This window comes from Lysinibacillus louembei (genome assembly GCF_033880585.1).
Classification (GTDB): Bacteria; Bacillota; Bacilli; order Bacillales_A; family Planococcaceae; genus Metasolibacillus; species Metasolibacillus louembei.
The window spans coordinates 2,416,319-2,440,414 of sequence record NZ_CP137624.1 but is presented as its reverse complement, the minus strand read 5'-3'; the positions used below and the strand labels follow the sequence as shown (position 1 = coordinate 2,440,414).

Genomic DNA, 24,096 nt, shown 5'->3' with positions numbered 1-24,096 from the left:
AGTGTGAAACACACATTTTTAACTTATTTATGAAAAATTAACGCTCTTCAATTGGAACATATTTTTGCATGCCTGGTCCAACATACTCTGCACGTGGACGGATTAAACGGTTGTTTGCATATTGCTCTAAAATATGTGCTACCCAACCAGATGTACGTGACACAGCAAAGATTGGTGTGAATAAGTCATGCTCAATACCTAATGAATCATATACTGATGCAGAGAAGAAATCTACGTTTGCTGGTAATTTCTTTTGCTCTACGATCATGTCATGGATTTTAACAGACATGTCGTATAATTCTGGTTTGCCTGTTAGCTTTGTTAATTTTTCAGACATAACGCGTAAATGCGGTGCACGTGGGTCGCCTTTGCGGTATACGCGGTGACCGAAGCCCATGATTTTTTCTTTGTTATCTAATTTGTTTTGTACCCATGCTTCAACATTATCAAGTGAACCAATTTCAGATAACATTTTCATTACTTGCTCGTTTGCGCCACCATGTAAAGGACCTTTTAATGCGCCGATTGCAGCCGTTACACCTGAATATACATCAGAAAGTGTCGCTACACATACACGTGCAGTAAATGTAGATGCATTTAATTCATGGTCAGCATGTAATACTAACGCTTTGTCAAATGCTTCGATTTCGATTTCTGCTGGCTCTTCACCTTTTAACATGTACAAGAAGTTCGCTGCATAGCTAAGACCAGCTTTTGGTGCTACTGGCTCTAAGCCTTTACGAATACGAGAGAATGCTGTTACTACAGTTGCAATTTTCGCTTGTAGACGAATTGCTTTACGGTAGTTTGCTTCTGGCTCCATTACATCTGCTTCTTCATCGAATACACCTAATAATGATACAGCTGTACGTAAAGCTGCCATTGGGTGTACTGTATTTAATGGGTATGTTTTAAACTGATCAAGAATAGCTTGTGGTACTGCCATGTTATCAGCTAATTGTTGTTTTAATTCAGCAAGCTCGTCCGCTTTTGGTAAACGAGTATGCCATAATAAATAAACTACTTCTTCAAAGCTTGCATTGTCTGCTAAATCATCAATATTGTACCCTACATATGTAAGTGTATCATCAATAATTGAACTAATTTTAGACTCCGCTGCTACGATACCTTCTAAACCACGTGTTGCTGTCATAAATAATCGCTCCCTCATTTTTGTTGACTGTATTAGTGTTTGTACACACTAAATTTCATTAACTATATGAACCTATAAGTAAATCGCTTACATAAACCATTATAATCAATTTTGACGGCTTTGTGAATGAAAAGAAACTATTTTAAGAAAAAAATGCATGAGGTATAAAAAACAATCATTAAAAGAGAAAAAAATAACATAAACTTTAGAGGGGTGAAAATGGTTGCATAATGCTCATTTAAAATTTTTAACAGTTGATAACATGATAAAGTATTTAGTCGTCGCTAGTTATTTATTACTAGCATTTCTTTTACTACCGATTTCCTTAGCTTTACTTTGTGCATACCTACTGTACCCAGTTGTACAATTTTTTTATAAGAAATTTCATCTACCTATTTTAATCAGCATCACTTTAACGACTGCCCTATGTTTCTTTATTATTTATCAACTATCTGCCATCCTTTTTCAAAGCTTATTAACGCTCATTCCATATTTTAAAATGCACTTAGATACATTTTCTACAGAATATGCCGATGTGGTATTTTTTCCACTTTTGCTCGAAAAGTCATTTTCCTTTATCGACTCTATCATGATGTCTCTCGTCAGCATTGCACAGCATACTTTTGGCTATTTATTTGAGTTTTTTATTTTCTTAATCGTTTTCTATTTTTCGTTGTTCGAATCAAGAAAAAATCGCCTATGGTTTTTCGTTTATGTACCGAAAAAATATCGCGCTGAATGGCAACATTACTTCAAGCGCGCTTTACATATTTTTTCTTATTTTTTATTCGTGACGCTGCAATTATTTATTATGACCTTTGTGTTATTAAGCATTGGCTTTTATTTATTGGGCTTTGAAAGTCCAATTAGTAAGGCACTTTTAATATCCTTTGCAGATGCATTACCGTTTTTCGGAATTGGCATTTTTCTTATTCCATTAATGATTTACTTTTTTATTGTCGGTCAAAAAGGGCTGGCCATTGCATTGATTGCGCTTTATCTTTTTATCCAACTATCGAGACAGCTTGTAGAATCTATCGTTTGGGCATCTACCTTTCAATTACGCATGGTTCATTCCTTCGTAATTAGCGCTGCCTCCATCCTTTTATTTGGTGTATATGGCATTTTACTAAGCCCATTTTTCCTCTTGATTGCAGTTAAAATAAGTGAAAAATCTATTTTTGCTCGATAATAATTTGACTATTTTTCATTCTTCTTCTTACCCAGCTAAAAATAAGTGGCTGACATAGTTTACGAGTAATTGGCATTAACAATAACAAGCCGATTAAATCCGTTAAAAAGCCTGGTAATAGTAACAGCACACCACTAATGAATAAGGCAAAGGTCTCTATAACAGCAACGCCTGGTGCTTTTCCTTGAGCGATGCTTTGCTGAAGTGATTGGAATGATTTTAATCCTTTATTTTTCAAAATAAAGGCACCGATAAGGCTTGTCGCAATAACTAGCAGCAATGTCGCAAAGACACCTAGCCATTTGCCTACAATAATAAATGTAGCGATTTCTGCGAAGCTAGCGATAATAAAAATAAGTAATATTTTTGGCATACGAGCACCTCCTACTTATGTATTACGAACTATTAGCAAAAAAGTTTCACATACAAAAAATGTCTGAAAAGAGGTTATCTTTTCAGACATTTTTTCTTTATAGAACGCTTGCGTGTCCTTTATAAATAACGCCTGTTTCGGCATCCATTGTAATTTCTTGTCCTTGACGGATAAGCTCAAGTGCATCCTTTACCCCTACGATAACAGGAATGCCAAGGCTTAAGCCGACAACTGCTGCATGGCTCGTTAAGCCGCCTTCCTCCGTAATAATACCTGCACATTTCTCAATAGCTGGCATCATTTCGCGATCTGTACCAATCGTTACTAAAATTGCACCTTCTGCATCATACGCTAATGCCTCTGCTGCATTGTTTGCAACTAATGCTTTGCCGACTACTGATGCTTTGCCGACACCTTGTCCACGTGCAAGTAAATCACCAATAACGTGTACTTTCATCAAGTTTGTTGTACCTGCTTCACCAACAGGAACACCTGCTGTAATAACAACAACATCACCGTGGTCAACAAAGCCATGCTTTAATGATTCATCAACAGATAGCTCTAAAATTTCATCCGTTGTTTTAGCACGTTGACATAAAATTGGTTTGACGCCCCACACTAATGTTAAAAGCTGTGCCGTATTTTTAGAGCCTGTTACTGCTACAATATGCACTCCTGGACGATATTTTGCAATCATTTTTGCCGTGTTACCACTTTCTGTTGGTGCTAATACAGCTTTAATACCTAAATTAAGCGATGTATAAGCAACCGCTTGTGAAATGGCCTCTGTCATATTCGCTTCTTTTCCACGGCTATGCTTCGAAACAATTGAGCGATAATCCAATGATTGCTCAGTGCGCTCTGCGATTTTATTCATAGTTTGTACAGATTCTAATGGGTAAAGACCTGCTGCTGTTTCACCAGATAGCATAATTGCATCTGTTCCATCGATAATGGCATTCGCTACATCGCTCGCTTCAGCGCGTGTTGGACGTGGATTGCGTTGCATTGAGTCTAGCATTTGTGTTGCTGTAATAACCGGTTTTGCTGCATGATTACATTTTGAAATAAGCGATTTTTGTACAAGCGGTACTTCTTCTGCTGGGATTTCCACACCTAAATCTCCACGTGCAACCATTAAACCATCAGATACTTGGATAATTTCATCAATATTATCCACCCCTTCTTGGTTTTCGATTTTTGGAATGATTTGAATATGGCTACCGTTATTTTGCTCTAATAGCTCGCGAATTTCTAAAACATCGCTTGCTGTACGTACAAAGGATGCTGCAATAAAATCAATCTCTTGCTCGATACCGAATAAGATGTCCTGTGCATCTTTTTCTGTAATCCCTGGTAATTTGATGGATACGCCAGGAACATTCACACCTTTTTTATTTTTTAATACGCCTGCATTTTCAACGATTGTATGGATTAAGCCCTTTTCAATATCTTTGGCTAATACGCGTAATTCAATTAAACCATCGTCTAATAAAATGATATCGTTTTGGTCAACATCATTGATTAATTCTGAATATGTAACAGAGAAGCTAGTGGATGTTCCAACAACTTCTGTCATTGAAATATCAATTACTTGGCCTGTTACTAAATGTAGCTCACCATTTTCCATTGTATGTGTACGAATTTCTGGCCCTTTTGTATCCAGTAAAATCCCTACAGGCTGACCTACATTTTTAGCAGCTTCACGAATTGCTGCAATACGTACTGCATGCTCTTCATGCGAACCATGCGAGAAATTTAATCGCGCTACGTTCATACCTGCTTTAATTAGGCTTTCCAACATTTCTGGAGATTCACTTGCCGGTCCAATTGTACATACTATTTTCGTTTTTCTCATAAGTTCACTCTCTCCATTTGCTTCAAATTAAATTGATAATTCTTTTGATAATGTGTATAGGCTGACATCTGCTTTATGTTTATTTTCATAAGCCTCTTTTAAATCATAGTCCACAACGGCATGATTATGAATACCTACAGCGCGTCCACCTTTTCCTTCAAGTAAAAGCTCTACTGCCTTCGCACCTAATCTTCCCGCTAATACACGATCGCGTGCTGATGGTGCACCACCTCTTTGCATATGCCCTAATACAGAGACGCGAATTTGGACACCTGTTCGCTCTTCTAAAATTTTCCCGAGCTTATGTCCAGGCATTACTCCTTCTGCAACGATAATAATACTATGACGTTTACCACGCGCAGCACTGCGCTCAAGGCGTGCTACAATATCTTCAATTTCGAATTCCTCTTCCGGAATCAAGACCGTCTCTGCACCTGCTGCTAGCCCTGTCCAAAGTGCGATATCGCCTGCATTACGCCCCATTACCTCTACAATAAATGTATTTTCGTGGCTTGTCGCTGTATCACGAATTTTATCGATTGCTTCTACTGCTGTATTAAGCGCTGTATCAAAGCCAATTGTGTACTCTGTACCTGGAATATCATTATCAATCGTTCCTGGAATTCCTACACATGGGAAGCCTTTTTCCGTTAATGCCATCGCACCTCGGTATGAGCCGTCCCCACCAATAACAACTAAGCCATCAATTCCTTGATTGCGCAAGTTTTCAATTGCTTTATTTTGTATTTCCTCCTCTTTAAATTCAGGGAAACGTGCCGAGTAAAGCATTGTACCACCGCGTTGAATAATGCCACCTACCGAACCTAAATCAAGCGGCTCGAACTTACCATTATAAAGCCCTTCATAGCCGTAGTAAACACCTACAACATCTATTTTATGATAATGCGCTTTACGAACAACCGCACGAATTGCCGCATTCATACCTGGTGCATCTCCACCACTTGTTAAAACAGCTATTTTTTTCATAAAAGTCCCTCCTAAAATAACGCTACTATCACATTATCACGAATGTACGTTTTATGTAAGCATTCAATGCGATTCCATTTGCTATTTTACAAAAAAATAATATAATACGTTGTTCATTTAAAATAGCTGTTCAGAATATATTATTTCTGAACAGCCTTGGCTTTAAACATTTTTTGCTATTATAGTTTAACAATCCAACCGAATGGGTCTTCCATCGTACCGTTCTGAATGCCTGTTAATGTATCATAGAGCATTTGTGTTACTGCGCCAATTTGACCATCATTTACTGTCAACTTCCTATTTTGCCATTTTAGCTCCCCAATAGGTGAGATAACTGCAGCTGTTCCAGCACCGAAGGCTTCTTCCAACGTTCCTTCCTCAAATGCTTGCACTACTTCATCAATTGTAATGCGACGCTCTTCTACATCAATATTTTTTGCTTTTAATAAATGTAGCATTGAATCGCGCGTAATGCCTGGCAAAATACTACCATTTAAAGCAGGTGTAATCACTTTGCCATTAATTTTGAAGAAAATATTCATGCTTCCCACTTCTTCAATATAGCGATTTTCCTTACCATCCAGCCATAAAATTTGCGAGTAGCCTTCCTTGCTTGCAATTTCCTGTGCCTTTAAACCATTTGCATAGTTACCACCTGTTTTTGCTTCACCCGTTCCGCCAATAACAGCACGCACATATTGCTTTTCTACTAAAATTTTAACTGGATTAATCCCCTCACTATAATATGCACCTACAGGAGACATAATAATAATGAAGTGATAGTTTTTTGATGGTGCAACGCCTAAAAATGGCTCTGTTGCGAAAATAAATGGTCGAATATAGAGCGATGTGCCAGGCTCGCTTGGAACCCACTCTCTATCAATCGCTAAAAGCTGCTTTAATGCATCAAGTGCAAATTGCTCATCAACTGCTGGAATACATAAGCGCTCATTAGAGGCATTTAAACGCTTGAAGTTACGCTCTGGTCTGAATAATTGCACATCACCAGCAGCTGTTTTATAAGCTTTCATTCCTTCAAAAACAGATTGCCCATAATGGAAAATCATCGCTGACGGATCTAGTGCTAGCGGCTGATATGGAATAATGCGTGCATCATGCCAGCCTTGCCCCTCCGTATAATCCATGATAAACATATGGTCTGTAAAATGTTTGCCAAAGCCTAGCTGCTCGGTAGCAGGCTTTTGCTTTGGCGTTGTTGTAAGTTGTGTTGTGATAATTGATGACATATTGCTATCCCCTGTTCACTAAAAAAATAAGTATATGTCTATCCTAACACGCTTTTCTAACATTGTATGCTATAAATTCTGATTATTTTTTAATTTTCAACAAATTGACCAATTGCCTTAAATTTTTCATAGCGATCTTGCACAAGCTCTTCTTCATTTAATAACGCTAGCTCTGCAAGTGTTGATGTTAAATGCTCCTTCATTGTGCCTGCCTGCTTTTCAATATCACGATGTGCACCACCTGCTACTTCTGGAATAATGGCATCGATAATCTTCATATCCATTAAATCTGGTGCCGTAATTTTCATTGCCTCTGCTGCTTGCTTCGCCAAGCTTGCATCCTTCCATAAAATAGATGCCGCACCCTCTGGAGAAATAACAGAGTATGTGGAGTTTTCAAGCATTAAAATGCGATTTGCCACACCTAATGCTAACGCACCACCACTTCCTCCTTCACCGATAACAACGCTAATAACAGGTACTTTTAAGCCTGCCATTTCAATTAAGTTACGTGCAATCGCTTCGCTTTGCCCACGCTCCTCAGCAGCCTTTCCTGGGTAAGCCCCCTTCGTATCAATAAAGCAGATAATAGGACGCTTAAATTTTTCCGCCTGCTTCATTAAGCGTAGTGCTTTACGATACCCCTCTGGATGTGGCATACCGAAATTGCGACGAATATTTTCCTTCGTCGTTTTTCCACGCTGATGACCGATAATCGTTATCGGCTGTCCATCAAATGAGGCAATACCTCCAACAATGGCCTCATCATCTCCATATAAGCGGTCACCGTGTAATTCGATGAAATCCTCAAAGATCGCTTCAATATAAGCTAATGTTGTCGGACGCTCTGGATGGCGAGCTACTTGTACGCGGTCCCATGGCGCCATATTTGAGTAGATAGACGTTTCTAGCTGTGAAAGACGCGCTTCAAGTGTGGCAATTTCACCGCTCATATCTACATCAGCATCTTGTGCAATACTTTTTAATTCATCTATTTTTTCACGTAATTTAATAACAGGTTCTTCAAATGGCATAGTTTTAGACATTTGCTGCTTCCTCCTTGCGATGTAACTTGACAATCGTCGCTACTTTATCACGCATTTCATGGCGATGGAAAATAGCATCCAATTGTCCATGTGCTAATAAAAATTCCGCTGTTTGGAAGTCATCAGGTAGCTTTTCACGTACCGTCTGCTCAATAACACGACGACCAGCAAAGCCGATAAGTGCTTGTGGCTCTGCAATATTGAAATCTCCAACTGACGCAAAGCTTGCAGATACACCACCAGTTGTTGGATGTGTCAAAATCGAAATGTATAACAAGCCCATTTCACTATGACGGCTTAAAGCAACGCTCGTTTTGGCCATTTGCATAAGAGATAGCACACCTTCTTGCATACGTGCGCCACCGCTTGCTGTGAAAATAATAAATGGCACTTTTAGCTCTGTTGCCTTTTCAATTGCGCGTGTAATTTTTTCTCCTACCACAGAGCCCATAGAGCCCATGCGGAAATGAGAATCCATGATTGCGACAACGACTTGCTCGCCCTTTAGCGTACCAACACCTGTTAAAACTGCCTCATTCAAGCCCGTTTTCTTTTTATCTACTTCAATTTTCTCCACATACGCTGGGAAGCCTAAGGGATTTGTCGTTTGTAAATGGTCATCAAAAGATGTGAAGCTACCTTCATCTAAAAAGATGGCAACACGCTCCTGTGCTGTTAGCTTTAAATGATGCTGACAATTCGGACAAACTTTTAAATTTTGCTCCACCGCTTTTGTCACATGAATTTTTCGACACTCTGGACATTTCGTCATTAAATCCTCTGGAAAATCCTTTTCCTTTGTTGCACTAAAGCTACCTTTTTGTTTCTTTCTGTTTACTGAAAATATATCTCGTATTGCCACTTGATGTCCTCCTTATCTTCCATCCTGAATAATTTCTATCCATTCTTCGTATGCGATGATGGCTTCTTTTATGTAGCCCATCTGCAATGATTTTATAAACATTTGCAGCGCCTTTTTTTCTTGCGCTGTGACAAATTGCTTAAACGTTTGTGCACTATAAGCTAATAGCTGTAGCCATATTTTTAATGAAAGTCGATTATTGGAGGCAATTATGCATTCTCGCAAAATATCCTCTCGTACAAGCTCCTGCTGTAGCTCCACTTTAATAAATAGGCTTTCCCATACTGGCAAATTGCGCAAAGCTTTGCTCCTACAAATAATGCGAATTGCTTCGCGCTCGTGCATCTCTCGCGTTGCATGAACATCCTCAATCGATTTTGTTTCCTGCAAAATAAAAGAAGATAATATTTCAATTAATTGATGATGATGAACAGATGCTAAAAACGTTCCACCGCCGTGTCTTGTTTCGATTAACCCAAGCAGCTCCAAGCTGCGCAAAGCTTCACGTACCGAAGACCTACCTACACCTAGCTGCTCTGATAAAACGCGCTCTGATGGCAATTTATCGCCCGGCTCAATATGCTGCTCGCGAATCAACGTTCGAAGCTCTTTGACAATTTGCATAAACATTTTTTTGTTTTCATTCATAAATGTCGATATTTTCCCTTCATATCGTCACTATTTATCATGATTCAACGGGTGTTAAGACACCCGCTGAATCACGATAAAGCATCTGGCAGATGTCACAGATTTTGAAGAAGAGGTCTGCACGATGCAGGTCAGTTAACCGTTGGCATGTGTGTGACGGTTTTAGGTTAACTTCTACTGCGAGCATACTTGTAAAATCTGGACGCAATTACACCATAGTGCAATTGATTTTATTATGTAAATCAGCCGTGCAAATGATAGAGAGCATGTAGCAGTCATCTACATACCCTCTATGCTTTTTACTTATAGGTGCGATTTTTAAGGCGCAAAAGTGGTCTGACCACTTTTTGCACATTTACAATATACAAAAGATTTCATCAAAAGTAAAGAAAAAACTGTGCCAAGTACAAAAAATTACACTTAGCACAGTTTTCATCTTTTATTGCATCACTTGTATCCGCATATTTTTCACTTTCAATTGTGGTTTTCCAAAGCGAAACTCTAAAATACCTTCCACATAAGCGATATGATCTAACATAAGCTGCTGCTGTACAGCAGTAAACTCCTTCGGAAACAGCGTAGCGGAAATGCTACCATATTCATCTTGTAGCTCGACAAATGCCATGAGCTCGCCCTTTTTCGTGCGAATTTGCTTAATTTCTGCCGTGACTCCAAGCATTTTTACATATTGTCCATCACGCTGCTGCTTCAAATTATATACCGTTGCCGTTGTTTGAACCGTTGTGCGCCATTTAGTTAATGGATGCTCTGACAAATACAAGCCAAGCACTTCTTTTTCATATTGTAGCTTTTGCTGCTGTGATAAAGGCTCCGCTGCGCCTAATTTCGGTTTACCTACGTTAAAATCTACATGCTTTCTCGCAGCCTCGATGGAAGCGAGCAACACAGCTCGATCCAAATTAAAATCATCTAACGCACCTGCTTTAATCAACGGTTCAATTGTCTTTTCTTGAAAGACAGCGGTTGAAAGTGAGCTAGCTAAATCAAATAAATCTTTAAACGGTGCTTCTCTGTTTTTTCTAGCGTCCAATAGGCTTTTTAAAAAAGGCTGTGGCACGCCTTTTATCGCTGATAGGCTATAGCGAATTTGTCCATTTTCCACTTTAAAATGGCGCTCACTTTTTTGAATAGACGGTGGTAAAATCGTTATTCCTTTCGCCTTTGCCTCCATTAAAATTTGCACTAGCTTATCTGTATTACCTGTCGCATTTGTTAGTAATGCTGCATAAAAATTCACAGGATAGTGTGCCTTTAAATACGCCATTTGATATGAAATTAAGCTATATGCAACCGCATGACTTTTTGGGAAACCATAATCGGCAAAGCGTACAATTAACGCATACACCTCATTCGCCACTTGTGGGTCGTAGCCTTTTTGCTGCGCACCTTGAATAAAACGTTCACGCTGATGCTCTAGCTCCTCACGCTTTTTTTTACTAACAGCACGACGCAAAACATCGGCTTCTCCAATTGAAAACCCTGCCATGACGTGCGCAATGCGCATAATTTGCTCCTGATAAATTAAAACACCGTATGTTTCTCGCAGTATCGGCTCAAGCGCTGGATGCAGCGATGTTACTTGTTCCTGCCCATGCTTTCTGCGCGCATATGTTGCAATAAAGTCCATCGGTCCTGGACGATATAGGGCATTGACCGCTACAATATCTAAAAAATGCGTTGGCTTGATTTCTCTTAACGCTTGGCGCATCCCCTCCGATTCCAATTGGAAAATACCCGCTGTATCTCCTGCTTGTAGCAATTCAAACGTTTGCATATCCTGCAATGGAATATTTTCAAATTGAATATCCTGTCCATGCGTATAATACACAGAACGACGAATTTGCTCTAAAATTGTTAAATTGCGCAAGCCTAAAAAGTCCATTTTTAATAAGCCCGCTTGCTCTACTTCCTGCATTGGCCATTGCGTTAAAAAAATTTGGTCATGCCCTTCTTCAATCGGCACAACTTCTACAAGAGGTATAGGACTTAAAACAACACCAGCCGCGTGTGTAGAGGCATTACGTGGCAAGCCTTCAAGCTTTTTAGCCGCGGCAAACCAACGCTCACGCTCAGGCTTTTGCTGTATCCATTGACGCAAGCTTGAAGATTCATTATAAACATCTTGCAGCATCGTGCCAGGCTTATTCGGTAGCATTTTCGAAATTTGCTCAAGCTCTGCTTGTTCAAACTCCAGCATTCTCGCTACATCTCTTGCGACCGCCTTTGCTGACAATGTCCCAAATGTAATAATTTGCGCCACATGCTGCTGCCCATATTTATTTGCTACATATTGAATGACTTCCTGCCTTTTCGTATCAACAAAATCGATATCGATATCAGGCAATGTAATACGCTCCGGGTTTAAAAAACGCTCAAATAATAAATCATATTGCAATGGATCTACTTGTGTAATATGCAAGGCATAAGCAACGAGTGAGCTAGCTGAGGAGCCCCTTCCTGGACCCGTTAAAATTTGCTGCTCTCTTGCAAAGCGCATAAAGTCTTCCACAATTAAAAAATAATCGGCATAGCCCATCGTACAAATGACATGTAATTCATGTCGCATGCGCTGCTCATAGGAGGCAGGAATTTGGGTACTTTGCAAGCGTTGCTGCAAACCTTTTAACACCTGTGCATATAATAGCTGCTCTGCTGTTTGTCCATTGCTTACTGGGAATTTTGGCATCAATGTTTCATGCTGCTCCAACGTGACATGACAGCTCATTAAAACTTGCTCTGTTTGCTTCAGCCAGTCGGGGCGATCTGCGAAAAATTGCTGCCACTCGTATTGCGTCAATACATAGCGGTGCTTTAATTTCAAATGCGCGGTTAAACGTTCTTTCACACCTGTATCAATTGCGCGTGCTACTTCATAAGCAAAATGATCATCCTTCGCCAGAAATGTGCTTTCATGTATCGCCATAATCGGCAGCCTCAAATGCTCGCTCAGCTGGATGGCTTCTGGCTCACGCTCAGCTGAAACTGCCAGCCTTTCAATGCCTAGCAATAAACGCGCTGTAAATAATTGCTGAAGCTGCTCTATAAACTGGCGCTGCTCTAGCCATATTGCCTTGTTAGCTAATACAGGAATCACCGCAATACAGCCTTCTGCATAACCTGCTAGCCAGCGTAATGGCAGCGTCTCATCCTTGCGAATTGCCACACTGCTACTAATTTTCAATAAATGACGATAGCCAACATTATTTTGAGCATATAAAATAATCGGCAGATGGATTTCCTCTGCAAATTGTACATTCACTGTCAGCCCTATAACAGGACGAATGCCCGCTTTCCTCATCTCGTGCCAAAAAGGCAGAAGACCATATAGCCTCGAATTCACGATGGCGCATGCCTCTGCCTTTTGCTGCTGTAAAAAAGGGATAAGCGCTTCAATCCGTATCGTACTTTTCAATAAATCCGCGCTCGTTCTGATTTGTGGATAAACGACCATTTCGCTCCCTCCTACATTAATAATTCTTACAAAGCTCCTGTAAATCCGCTACAACTTGCTCTGCTTCCTCCCATGAGGCTGCAGAAGCACCGGATGCTAACGGATGGCCTCCACCATTATATTTTTTAGCTAGCTTATTAATAACAGGTCCTTTTGATCGTAAGCGCACACGAATTGTGTCACCTTCCTCAATAAAGATTACCCATGCGCAAATGCCTTTCACATTTCCTAACGAGCCTACTAATAGAGAGGTTTCAGACGCTGTTACACCATATTGCTGCAATATATCCTTTGTAATCTTTAGCGATGCGGCTCCATTTTCATCCATTTCAAAATATTGATAAAAATAGCCTTGTAGCTGCAATAAATGCGGCTCCATTTCGTACATGCCATCAAACACTTCGTTGCGATCAAAGTCATACTGGATTAGCTGTGCAGCTGTTTCGAATGTTTTAACCGTTGAGCTTGAAAATAAAAATCTACCTGTGTCCCCTACAATACCAGCAAACAATAAACGAGCTGCTGCATCAGGAAGAAGCCAATTTTTATAAGCCTTCCCTTCCTCATAAAACGCATAAATCATTTCACTAACAGAGCTTGCATTTGTATCTACCCATAATAAATCGCCATATGCATCATCATTTGGATGGTGATCAATTTTGATAAGTCTTTCTCCATTTGCATAACGCTGATCGTCTATACGCTCGGTATTTGCTGTATCTGTCACAATGACTAGTGCACCATTAAATAGCTCGTCCTGTATATCATCAGGCATCGCTAAAAAAGTAAGCGATGGATCATGCTCTCCTACAGCGTATACTTCTTTTTCAGGATAATTTGCCTTGATTAATTCCTTTAAACCAAACTGTGAGCCATAAGCATCAGGGTCTGGTCGCACATGGCGGTGGATAATAATTGTCTCATATTGCTCAATTGTGTCGATGATTTGACGTTTCAAATAGTTTTCCTCCTCAATTCAAGTGAAATCCGTTCGCATTTTCCGTCAAAAGTTTGTACAATAATAACAGCTTTGCTTTACGGGAGGTTCACTAATGTTATTAAACTTTATTTTTGTTTTCTTTATTGTTGTATCATTTGTGTTTTATTTTTATTATAAAACAAAGCAATTCCGCTCAACACTGCCAATACGTAAAAAATGGTATACAGCTAAAGCGGGTGTTGCACTTGGCGTTTTTGTTATTGCATTCGGATTAAATGCAACCATCATCTACCCAACAACTGTTGGCTATATTGTCGCTGTCGTATTTATCCTTGTTGGCGCAGGCTTAGCGTATAATAATTATAAACGCGCTCGCCATGAAGGTCAGTATATACAGGAAGAATATGAGCTCAATAAGTAGTTTAGGAGGCTATCGGAAAAGCAACTTTCTTTCGATAGCCTTTTATTATGATTCAGTAGAAAACATCCTTCGCTATAGATAGTGCGTGGGCATCCAAAAACTCACTTAGAAAGAGGAACTCAGTCTAAGAGCGCCACGTCCTTTGGCAACATCATGTTGCCCCAAAACCGTTGGCGCGTGTGTGACGCTTTTAGGTTAACTTCTACTAAATGCAAGCACAATCAAAATCCCGACGCAATTACGCCAAGGCGTAATTGATTTTTAACGCTCTAGTAGCTGGAATGTCATCATCGCTTTTCCTACTAACACCGTTTCACTAAATACTTCAAAATCCATCTTCACAAATTTCCTACTCATATCTAAAATTCTCGGCTTCACTGTTAATACGCTTTCCATCTGTACAGGCTTAATGAAATAAATGGTCATATTTTCTGTAACCGCCTCACCGCGCTTGCGTTTTTTCAAGGCAAATGCACCTGCTTCAGCAAGCAATGTCGTAAATGCACCATAAGAAATACCACCGAATTGATTGGTCATCTGAGGTGTTACAGTAAATTCTATCGCAACCTCTTCATCATCAATCATCTTCATTTCATTTTTCACTAAATCATCAATTGTTTCACCTTGATGTGGCTGACGCTGTGCAAGCTGCAATGCCTTTAAAACGTCCTGACGACTAATGACCCCTTGTAATGTGCCGTCATCATTAATCACCGGTAATAAATCAATGCCTTCCCAAATCATGCGATGCCCAGCAGATGCCACACTCGTTTTCATCGAGCCAGCAATCGGATTTTTCGTCATCACCTTTTCAATAAGCTCCGTATCCTCTTTTCCGATGACATCCTTTACAGTAATCATCCCAACGAGCTTTTGCTGGCTTGTCACAACAGGGAATGCCCCGTGTGAAGTGCGGCGATTTTGCTCTCTAAAATCTGCCAATGTTTGATCATTTTGTAAAACGGCTGTTTCTTCAATCGGTACGTAAATATCTTCAATCAGCAAAATATCCTTTTTAATCAGCTGGTCGTAAATTGCTCGATTAATCATCGTAGCAACGGTAAATGTATCGTAGCTCGTTGAAATAATTGGTAGCTCTAGCTCGTTTGCCAATTGTTTATTAGCATCTGTCGTATCAAAGCCACCCGTAATTAATACGGCTGCACCTGCATTTAAAGCATGCTCATGCGCCTGTGTTCGATTCCCAACAATAAGCAAGCTCCCTGCATCTGTATAACGCATCATGTCATCTAGCTTCATTGCACCAATAACGAATTTCGTCAATGTTTTATGTAAGCCTGTTTTGCCACCAAGCACTTGCCCGTCAACAATGTTGACAATTTCTGCAAATGTTAGACGCTCAATGTTTTCTTTTTTCTTTTTTTCAATACGAATTGTGCCAACACGCTCAATCGAGCTCACAAGTCGTCGGTTTTCCGCCTCTTTAATTGCACGATAGGCAGTTCCTTCACTGACCTGCATTTCCTTAGCAATTTGGCGAACTGAAATTTTATCTCCTACAGGCAATGATTCGATATACTGTAAAATCTTCTCATGTTTCGTTGACATACAATCACCTATTTCCCTATCTTCCTTCCTAGCTAGTGTATCATATTTCTTAGTAATGCATACAAAACAAAAAGTGTATTTTACTTGAATGAAACCGTTTTAGCAAAAGGCTTTCACCTTAAAAAAATTTCGAAAATAAAAATAATTTCGCCAACTATATACCCGTCACTTTTTATATTTAGTATACTTGAAAAATAGGAGGGATTTTTTATGTTACATATTAAAAATGCACAAATTCGCACAGGTACTGGTGAAACAATCCATGGAGATTTACTCATTGAAAATGGGAAATTTAAAGAAATCGGTACAATCACTTCAATACCTGCCAATGCTTCAACAATTGATGCACAAGGCAAAATCATTACGCCCGGCTTAATCGATGTTCATACACATTTAGGGGTTCATGCAGAGGGTGTTGGTAAGGCGGGACATGACTTTAATGAAATTAGCTCTGAATCAACACCTGAGGTTAGTTCATTAGATGGCATCCAGCCGCAGGATATCGGCTTTGAAGATGCGAGACGCAATGGTGTTACAACCGTTCAAATTATGCCTGGAAGCGCAAACGTCCTCGGTGGTGAGATGGTTATTGTGAAAACAGCTGCCAAAGCAGTTGTTGATGAAATGATTGTCAAAAACCCCTCTGGTCTAAAAGCAGCAACTGGTGAAAACCCTAAAAATACGCACGGTGGAAAAGGTAAAATGCCGACAACACGTATGGGCGTTGCCGGACGCCTACGTGAAATGCTCATCGCAGGTCAAAACTATTTAGAAAAGCATGAACAAGGTGCTTGTGATCGAAATTTAGGGTTAGAAAATATCGGGAAAGTATTAAAAAAGGAAATACCTCTTCGCATTCATGCGCACCGTGCAGATGATATTGCAACAGCACTACGCATTAAACGCGAATTCGATATCGATATGACGATTGAGCATTGTACAGAGGGACACCTTATGGCTGATTTTATCGCACAGCACGATATTCGCGTATCTGTTGGACCAACAATGTCAGCTCGCTCGAAAAATGAAAATGCCAATAAAGGCTGGCATACGCTAATTGCATTACGCGAGGCGGGTGTACCATTTTCCATTACGACAGATCATCCAGTTGTCGGCATTACGCATTTATTAACAAGCGCCATTCTTGCTATTAAACATGGGCTAACAGAGGACGAGGCACTTGCAGCAATTACGATTAATTCAGCAAAGCATTTAGGCATCGAATCACAGGTTGGCTCCATCGAAGCTGGCAAAGATGCCGATTTTGTCATTTGGAATGGCGATCCATTCGATTTGCGCACAACGATTTACCAAACATATGTGAATGGCGCTGTCGTATACGAGTAAAATATAGGTCATGTCTGAAAAGGCCCCAACTTTTCAGACAGCCCCCTCGTTATAGCTTTACATAATCCCCAGCCTGTAAAATTTGCACCTCTGCTCCTTCTACTAAATCCGCAAACACTTGCGGGTCTTGGGCAATCGGCGGAAATGTATTGTAATGAATCGGCACGACAATTTTAGGCTTCAATAAAGATACCGCATAGGCTGCATCCTCTGGACCCATCGTAAAATTATCACCAATTGGTAAAAAGGCTACATCGATTGGATGGCGCTCACCGATTAATTTCATATCGCCGAACAGCGCTGTATCCCCCGCATGATAAAGCGTCAGCCCTTCCGCCATAAATAAAATACCGCTTGGCATACCTGTATAAATAATTTCATTGTTTTCCGTTACATAGGATGAACCATGGAAAGCTTGCGTAAACTTCACTTTCCCAAAATCAAATTGCTTTGCACCACCAATATGCATATTATGGACATTGACACCTTGCCAGCCAATAAAGTCTGCTAATTCATTTGGTGCAACAACTAACGAATTGTTTGCTTTGGCAATTTCGACGGTATCGCCACATGGTCATTATGTCCATGTGTCAACAAAATCACCTCAGGCTTTTGCTCCTCCACCTTCAAATCCGTTGAAGCATTTCCTCGAATGAATGGATCAATTAAAATCGTCGTATCATTTGTTATAATTTTTACTACAGAATGTCCGTGGTAAGAAATTTGCATTGTAAATGCCTCCTTCAAAAAAATCATTACATAAAATATATTCTCTATATCTGCAAAATTCCCTCTTTTTTGATATGCTATTAAAGTAAATACATTCAACACCGTGGAGGTTCTATTAAATGAGCAAAATTCAACAATTACAAAATTATTTACAGCAACATAATATCGATGCAGCCTTTATTACAACACCTGACAACGTTTTTTATTTTTCAAACTTCAAAAGCAACCCGCATGAGCGTTTACTAGGTGTCGTTGTTTTTAAAGAGGCAGCGCCGTTTTTAATTTGTCCACAAATGGAAGTACCTGATGCGAAGGCAGCTGGCTGGACATATGATGTGATTGGCCATTTGGATACAGACAATGCTTGGGACGTTTTAGCAAAGAAAATTGCAGAAAGTGGCACAGCAATTACAAAGTTAGCAATCGAAAAATCTCACTTAACAGTAGAGCGTTTAGAGGCACTTTCACGCATTTACCCAACTGCATCATTCGAGCGTCTTGATGACCAAATTAATGCAATGCGCGTTATTAAAGACGAAGCAGAGCTTGTGAAATTGCGTGAAGCAGCAAAATTAGCTGATTATGCAGTAGAGGTCGGCTGTAAGGAAATTGAAGAAGGTAAAACAGAAATGGAAATTTTAAATGCCATTGAATCGGCAATTAAAGCAAAAGGCTATGCAATGAGCTTTGATACGATGGTATTAGCAGGTGAAAAATCAGCTTCTCCGCATGGCACACCAGGTGACCGCAAAATTAAGCGCGGCGATATGATTTTATTTGACTTAGGTGTTATTTATGAGGGCTACTGCTCAGATATTACCCGCACAGTAGCTTTCGGGGAAGTAAGCGATGCGCAAAAGGATATTTACAACACTGTCCGTGCAGCAAATGAGCGTGCAGTTGCAGCTGTAAAACCAGGTGTACGCGCATGTGATTTAGATAAAATTTCACGTGACACGATTACAGAGGCTGGCTATGGCGAATACTTCACGCACCGCTTAGGACACGGCTTAGGTATCTCTGTCCATGAGTACCCTTCTGTAACAGGCACAAACACACTTGCTTTACAGCCAGGCATGGTATTCACAATCGAGCCGGGCGTTTATAAAGCAGATGTAACAGGTGTACGCATCGAGGACGATGTTGTTGTAACAGAGAATGGTGTCGAAGTATTAACGAAATTTACAAAAGAGCTTGTAATTTTATAAGATAAAACAAGGGACAACTCGAAAATTTGAGTTGTCCCTTAGCTTTTGATGAATGCGAGTATCTTACGGGCGAATTTCATGTTCTTACGTGCGAATTCTGCCTTCTTATGTGCGAATCATTACTTTTGAACTAGAAAAGGCTACAGGAAAGTCCCCTTTCCTGTAGCCTCACTTTATTTCACAGCCACCCATGCACGCTGCTTTTCAAATTGGACAGCGACTGGATGTTGGAAAAAGTCACTCAAGCATTGTTCTGTTAAAAGATTTACTCGCTCGCCTTGTGCAAACACTTGCCCACCACGCATTAGCAAAGTATGGCTAAAGCAAGGCAGAATTTCCTCTACATGGTGTGTCACATAAATTAATGTTACGTCTTCTTGCTGTGCAATTTGCGCAATGATATGTAACAAATTTTCACGTTCAATTAAATCTAAGCCTGTACAAGGCTCGTCTAAAATTAACAGCTTTGGCTTTGCCATTAAAGCACGCGCAATTTGCACACGTTGACGCTCTCCTTGTGATAAAAACTCAAACGATGTATTCGCTAAATGACGGATTCCGAATTGTTCAAGTAAGCTAGCACCTTCTTGAATTTCCTCCTCTGTCACCGATTCAAACAAACGAATGGCACCGAATTTACCTGATAACACAATTTCAATTACAGGGTCTAAACGGTTAAACTCCTCAATCATAGCGGCACTTACCCAGCCAATTGATTTACGTATTTCACGCATATCCGTTTTACCATAAGTTTCACCTAAAACTTGAACAGTGCCTTCATTTGACCAAAGATAGCCATTGATGACCTTTAGCAGCGTTGTTTTACCACTACCATTTAGCCCTAAAATTGCCCAATGCTCTCCACGCTGTACTTTCCAATTAATATCCTGCAAAATCGTTTTGCCGTTGCGATACAACAGAACGTTTTCAAGTTGAATCATTAAGCTAATGAATTTAATACTTCATCAACAGGTGTGTATGCTAAGCCTTGGTCTAAAGCTACTGCCTCATACACGATTTTACCATCGATCGTATTAATGCCTAATTTTAGAGCAGGATTTTCATTACATGCGCGTACATAGCCTTTATTTGCAATTTGTAATGCGTATGGCACCGTGTTGTTTGTTAATGCAACTGTTGATGTACGTGGTACAGCACCAGGCATATTTGCTACAGCATAGTGAACGATACCATGCTTCTCATAAGTTGGCTCATCATGTGTCGTTACGCGGTCGCTCGTAGCAAAAATACCACCTTGGTCAATCGCAATATCCACTACAACTGAGCCAGGCTGCATTGATTTAATCATTTCCTCTGACACAAGCTTCGGTGCTTTTGCTCCTGGAATTAATACCGCCCCAATAACTAAATCAGAGTTTTTCACTGATTCTGCAATGTTAAATGGATTTGAAATTAATGTTTGCACATCGCGACCAAAAATATCCTCTACTTGACGTAGACGCTCTGGGCTTAAATCGATTACTGTTACATCTGCACCCATGCCTACTGCGATTTTCGCTGCATTTGTACCTGCGATACCGCCACCGATAACAGTTACTTTACCACGTTGTACGCCTGAAACGCCGCCTAATAAAATACCTTTACCGCCGTTTGTTTTTTCTAAGTATTGTGCACCAATTTGTGTCGCCATTTTACCAGCTACTTCACTCATCGGTGTTAATAATGGTAAAGAACGGTTCGGTAATTGTACTGTTTCGTAAGCAATACCTACTACTTTCTTTTCAAGTAGTGCAGCTGTTAAAGCTGGCTCTGGTGCTAAATGTAAATATGTGAATAAAATTAATCCTTCATAAAAATAACCATATTCGCTTGCGATTGGTTCTTTTACCTTCATGACCATTTCAGCTTTCCACGCTTCAGCGGCTGTTGCTACAATTGTAGCCCCAGCTGCTACGTAATCAGCATCTGTGAAAGAAGAGCCTACCCCAGCACCTGTCTCGATCATTACTTCATGTCCTGCTTGAACTAGTGTAACAACGCCTGCTGGTGTCATTGCAACGCGATTTTCATTGTTTTTTATTTCCTTAGGTACCCCGATTTTCATAAACTTTCTCCTCCTCTTCAATATGGCAAAGTAATTGCTGACAATTACTCATAAATCCACATTCATTCTATCAATTTTTTTTCGAAAAACAAACTGAAATTTTTCAAAAAAGCTATCAAAGTCATAATTTCAAATCATCCAATTTTTATGTATTTTCTGAATTGTAGATAAAAAAGCTGTTTTAGACACAAAAAATCCTTTTATTTACCTATTTTATACGATAAGTATTCTCATAATTAAAACTTTTGCTATAATAGTAGTATACACAATGTAAAGGGGAGTTATTTATGGCAAATCATTACCAAAATATCGTAGTAGCAGTAGACGGTTCAAAAGAAGCGGAATATGCTTTTCGCAAGTCTCTAGATGTTGCCAAACGTAATGTCGGTTCGACACTTCACTTAGTAAATGTAATTGACACTCGTTCATTTGCAGCTGTAGAAGCATACGATCGCTCAATCGCTGAACGAGCTCAAAAATTTTCTGAAGAACTATTAAATGGTTATAAACAGCAAGCGCTTGAGGCAGGCGTTGAAAACGTAAAAACGTTAATCGAATACGGCTCACCAAAATCAATTATTACAAAAGAATTATCGAAGCTTGTCACTGCAGACTTAATCATTTGTGGTGCTACAGGTTTAAATGCAGTAGAACGCTTCCTAATTGGCTCTGTATCTGAGGCAATCGTTCGCTCTGCAAACTGTGACGTACTAGTAATTCGTACGCCAGAATGATGAAAAAGCTGACGGAAAGATATTTTCCGTCAGCTTTTTATAGCTATTTGCCTTCCTTCCACATTTGCACTTTTTCAAAAAACATTGCTAACGCTTGTTTGTTGGACATATTCGGTACTTTTGCTAACAGCACTTCACGAGGTGCGCGCAATTCTTTTTGCTGCTTTTGCAAGATTAAGATGCTTTTTTCGTGTGCCTTTGCAGAAAATAAAGTTTCTGGTAATTGGATAACGGCCTGTATCCAAGCATTTGCCTTTAAATAATGATGCAGCTTTTTCGCTTCTTCTCCCTCAAAAAGATTCGCTGGAATTAAGAAAAATAAATAGCCGCCATCCTTCGTATAACGGAGTGCCTGCTCTATAAATAAATAATGAGCAAAGCTCATCCCTTCCGCTGCACAAAGCTCGTAATCAAGTGCAACCTCTTCATTCGGATAATAGCCAACAGGTAAATCACAAACAACTGCGTCTACTGGATCAACTAACAAGTTATCAAGTGCATCTTGACGATATAAAGTTACTTGCTGCTCAATTAAATCGCCTGTTGCTGCAGCTAATTGAATTAAAAGCTCATCCACTTCGATGCCCGTTGCTTGAATTTTGCCATCTTGCGCATTCATCATCGTATATAATAAATTACCTGTACCAACAGCTAAATCAAGTACAGAAATTGTTCCGTTCTCTAATTCTTTTTCAAAAAATTGCTCAACAAAATAGCTAACTAAGAGCCCTAATGTATCGGGTGTCATTTGGTGATTGGGCTGTGAGCCTTTGCGCATTCCTTTTAAAATGGCAATTTGAATCGCCTTACGCATTTCCTCTTTTGTCGCACCTTCTACTTGCCAAGAAAACACGCCATCAAGCGTATCCTCTAGCGTGCTAAGTAGCGCATCTAAATAGGTTTGCTCTTGCTCCTTTTCACGCTTCTCTGCCTCACCATTGATATGCATAAAAATTTGTTCAAACATTTCCATAAGTAACCCTTTCTACAACCATAATGAAGGAAACAACCCACTCAGCAAAATGAGTGGGCTGTTTTGTTCAATTAATTATTTTGTTAATGCTTTTACAGCTTCAACTGCTGCTTCATAATTTGGGTGGTCCGTCGCTTCTGGTACATATTCTACATACGTTACAGTACCTTCTGCATCTACTACGAATACAGCACGTGTTAATAGGCGTAATTCTTTAATATGTACGCCATACGCTTCACCAAATGATGCATCACGGTGGTCAGATACTGTTTGTACTGCATCAATACCTGCTGCACCACACCAGCGTTTTTGTGCAAATGGTAAATCCATTGACACTGTGTAAATTACAACATTATCGCCTAGCTCTGCTGCCGCTTCGTTAAATTTACGCGTTTGTGCATCACATACACCTGTGTCAAGTGAAGGAACGACTGAAAATAATCGAACTTTCCCTTCTGAATCCTTCAATGTTACCGCTGATAAATCGTTTGCTAACACTGTAAAATCAGGTGCTTTATCCCCAACTTTTACTTCATTCCCTAATAATGTTACTGGACCATTTTTAAATGTTACTTGTGCCACAAAAACGCCTCCTTTATCCTGTATGAACAGGCCATAGCCTTTTGTGAACCTGCAAGCAGTATAGCTCTATTGCTTGCAGGTTCACTTCATCATGCCTTCATTTTACTAAATATGTAGCAAGCTTTGCAACTTGGACAGCTTAGAATTATGAAAGCTTAAATCATATATTCAATTTCAGGCTGTTGTACAGGCGCTGCTTGCTGTGTTTGTTGCTCTGTATAAAGGCGTTCATGTACAACAATTGTATCTGCAATATAATCGAGCAAGCCTTGATTTTTTGGTGAGAAAGCAACCGCTAAATACGGTAAGTAAAAAATCGTATTGCTAATAAAGCGCCCAATCACCTCACGGAATAAAACTGTCAACCAATCAAGCTGCTGACCATCAACCTTTACAACACGCAAGCCAAAAATCATCTTGCCAACTGTTTGCTGCCAAAATCTCGTCATAATCGCAAAATAGCTAAAATATACGACTGTTGAAATAATGGCTAACGGTGCATACCACGGCGTTTTCATTAAGCTCCAATCCATGAAATAAAAAATTGGGTTAATTAAAATACCGATAGCAGCGCTGATAATTAGCCCATCAATCATGAATGCCCATAAGCGCAGCCAAAAACCTGCCGTTTTCTGCACATATTGTGTTGTTGGTGGGATAGCTGTATGTTCGTATTGCATTTTTACCCCT

Annotated in this window: 21 protein-coding genes and 1 pseudogene; 5 read left to right on the top strand and 17 right to left on the bottom strand. The window is 39.8% G+C overall.

The genetic code is table 11. From position 1 onward, the window contains the following. Nucleotides 1-37 precede the first annotated feature (37 nt). Nucleotides 38-1,153, bottom strand: a complete 1,116-nt coding sequence (citZ, locus tag R6U77_RS12190) for a citrate synthase (RefSeq protein WP_293928703.1) — start codon at nt 1,151-1,153, stop codon at nt 38-40. A 223-nt stretch (nt 1,154-1,376) separates the two neighbouring features. On the opposite strand from citZ, the gene R6U77_RS12185 reads away from it, so the two are divergent. Continuing rightward, entirely contained in the window at nt 1,377-2,345 is a 969-nt protein-coding gene (locus R6U77_RS12185; protein ID WP_319835840.1) for an AI-2E family transporter, read from the top strand. Here R6U77_RS12185 and R6U77_RS12180 read toward each other — a convergent pair. The 9 genes from R6U77_RS12180 to R6U77_RS12140 form a co-directional block, all read right to left on the bottom strand. Then, a complete protein-coding gene (locus R6U77_RS12180; protein WP_319835839.1) occupies nt 2,329-2,718 on the bottom strand; it encodes an FxsA family protein in 390 nt (129 codons plus the stop codon). The genes R6U77_RS12185 and R6U77_RS12180 overlap by 17 nt on opposite strands. 97 nt (nt 2,719-2,815) lie before the next feature. Next, the gene (gene pyk, locus R6U77_RS12175; protein ID WP_293928697.1) at nt 2,816-4,576 is read right to left on the bottom strand and encodes a pyruvate kinase; all 1,761 of its coding nucleotides are present in this window, start codon (nt 4,574-4,576) and stop codon (nt 2,816-2,818) included. Nucleotides 4,577-4,603: 27 nt separating this feature from the next. Further along, a complete protein-coding gene (gene pfkA / locus R6U77_RS12170; RefSeq protein WP_319835838.1) occupies nt 4,604-5,563 on the bottom strand; it encodes a 6-phosphofructokinase in 960 nt (319 codons plus the stop codon). A 179-nt stretch (nt 5,564-5,742) separates the two neighbouring features. Then, nucleotides 5,743-6,810 carry a branched-chain amino acid aminotransferase gene (locus R6U77_RS12165; protein WP_293928693.1) on the bottom strand — a complete coding sequence of 356 codons (1,068 nt, stop codon included), beginning with the start codon at nt 6,808-6,810 and terminating at the stop codon, nt 5,743-5,745. A gap of 89 nt (nt 6,811-6,899) precedes the next feature. Then, entirely contained in the window at nt 6,900-7,856 is a 957-nt protein-coding gene (accA, locus tag R6U77_RS12160; RefSeq protein ID WP_319835837.1) for an acetyl-CoA carboxylase carboxyl transferase subunit alpha, read from the bottom strand. Then, nucleotides 7,849-8,718, bottom strand: a complete 870-nt coding sequence (gene accD / locus R6U77_RS12155; RefSeq protein WP_319835836.1) for an acetyl-CoA carboxylase, carboxyltransferase subunit beta — start codon at nt 8,716-8,718, stop codon at nt 7,849-7,851. The genes accA and accD overlap by 8 nt, the downstream gene beginning before the upstream one ends. A 12-nt stretch (nt 8,719-8,730) precedes the next feature. Beyond that, nucleotides 8,731-9,366, bottom strand: a complete 636-nt coding sequence (locus R6U77_RS12150; protein ID WP_319835835.1) for a FadR/GntR family transcriptional regulator — start codon at nt 9,364-9,366, stop codon at nt 8,731-8,733. A gap of 439 nt (nt 9,367-9,805) precedes the next feature. Further along, the gene (dnaE, locus tag R6U77_RS12145; protein ID WP_319835834.1) at nt 9,806-12,838 is read right to left on the bottom strand and encodes a DNA polymerase III subunit alpha; all 3,033 of its coding nucleotides are present in this window, start codon (nt 12,836-12,838) and stop codon (nt 9,806-9,808) included. Between the two features lie 16 nt (nt 12,839-12,854). Continuing rightward, nucleotides 12,855-13,796 carry a DHH family phosphoesterase gene (locus R6U77_RS12140; RefSeq protein WP_293928685.1) on the bottom strand — a complete coding sequence of 314 codons (942 nt, stop codon included), beginning with the start codon at nt 13,794-13,796 and terminating at the stop codon, nt 12,855-12,857. Nucleotides 13,797-13,890: 94 nt separating this feature from the next. On the opposite strand from R6U77_RS12140, the gene R6U77_RS12135 reads away from it, so the two are divergent. Further along, entirely contained in the window at nt 13,891-14,199 is a 309-nt protein-coding gene (locus R6U77_RS12135) for a YtpI family protein (protein WP_293928683.1), read from the top strand. Nucleotides 14,200-14,460: 261 nt separating this feature from the next. On the opposite strand, the gene R6U77_RS12130 is transcribed toward R6U77_RS12135, so the two are convergent. After that, on the bottom strand, nt 14,461-15,768 hold the full coding sequence (locus R6U77_RS12130) for a DRTGG domain-containing protein (protein WP_319835833.1): 1,308 nt from the start codon (nt 15,766-15,768) through the stop codon (nt 14,461-14,463). A 210-nt stretch (nt 15,769-15,978) separates the two neighbouring features. Between R6U77_RS12130 and R6U77_RS12125 the strand changes: the two genes are divergently transcribed. Next, a complete protein-coding gene (locus R6U77_RS12125) occupies nt 15,979-17,115 on the top strand; it encodes an amidohydrolase (protein ID WP_319835832.1) in 1,137 nt (378 codons plus the stop codon). A 49-nt stretch (nt 17,116-17,164) separates the two neighbouring features. On the opposite strand, the pseudogene R6U77_RS12120 reads toward R6U77_RS12125, so the two are convergent. Next, nucleotides 17,165-17,844, bottom strand: a pseudogene (locus R6U77_RS12120) (metal-dependent hydrolase). A gap of 119 nt (nt 17,845-17,963) precedes the next feature. Between R6U77_RS12120 and R6U77_RS12115 the strand changes: the two are divergent. Continuing rightward, nucleotides 17,964-19,052 (top strand): M24 family metallopeptidase, encoded by a 1,089-nt coding sequence (locus tag R6U77_RS12115; RefSeq protein WP_319835831.1) that lies wholly within the window; start codon nt 17,964-17,966, stop codon nt 19,050-19,052. Nucleotides 19,053-19,225: 173 nt separating this feature from the next. On the opposite strand, the gene R6U77_RS12110 is transcribed toward R6U77_RS12115, so the two are convergent. Both R6U77_RS12110 and ald read right to left on the bottom strand, forming a co-directional pair. Continuing rightward, nucleotides 19,226-19,993: an ABC transporter ATP-binding protein gene (locus R6U77_RS12110; RefSeq protein ID WP_319835830.1), complete on the bottom strand. Its 768-nt coding sequence runs from the start codon at nt 19,991-19,993 to the stop codon at nt 19,226-19,228. Beyond that, nucleotides 19,993-21,117, bottom strand: a complete 1,125-nt coding sequence (ald, locus tag R6U77_RS12105) for an alanine dehydrogenase (protein ID WP_319835829.1) — start codon at nt 21,115-21,117, stop codon at nt 19,993-19,995. Before ald ends, R6U77_RS12110 begins: the two co-directional genes overlap by 1 nt. 287 nt (nt 21,118-21,404) lie before the next feature. Between ald and R6U77_RS12100 the strand changes: the two genes are divergently transcribed. Beyond that, on the top strand, nt 21,405-21,851 hold the full coding sequence (locus tag R6U77_RS12100) for a universal stress protein (RefSeq protein WP_293928671.1): 447 nt from the start codon (nt 21,405-21,407) through the stop codon (nt 21,849-21,851). A gap of 43 nt (nt 21,852-21,894) precedes the next feature. On the opposite strand, the gene R6U77_RS12095 is transcribed toward R6U77_RS12100, so the two are convergent. From R6U77_RS12095 to R6U77_RS12085, 3 genes are all read right to left on the bottom strand, one after another. Further along, nucleotides 21,895-22,824, bottom strand: a complete 930-nt coding sequence (locus tag R6U77_RS12095; protein ID WP_319835828.1) for a class I SAM-dependent methyltransferase — start codon at nt 22,822-22,824, stop codon at nt 21,895-21,897. A 75-nt stretch (nt 22,825-22,899) separates the two neighbouring features. Next, nucleotides 22,900-23,406, bottom strand: coding sequence for a thiol peroxidase (tpx, locus tag R6U77_RS12090; protein ID WP_293928669.1), 507 nt, complete (start codon nt 23,404-23,406; stop codon nt 22,900-22,902). Between the two features lie 155 nt (nt 23,407-23,561). Further along, entirely contained in the window at nt 23,562-24,086 is a 525-nt protein-coding gene (locus R6U77_RS12085; RefSeq protein WP_319835827.1) for an RDD family protein, read from the bottom strand. Nucleotides 24,087-24,096: the final 10 nt, after the last annotated feature.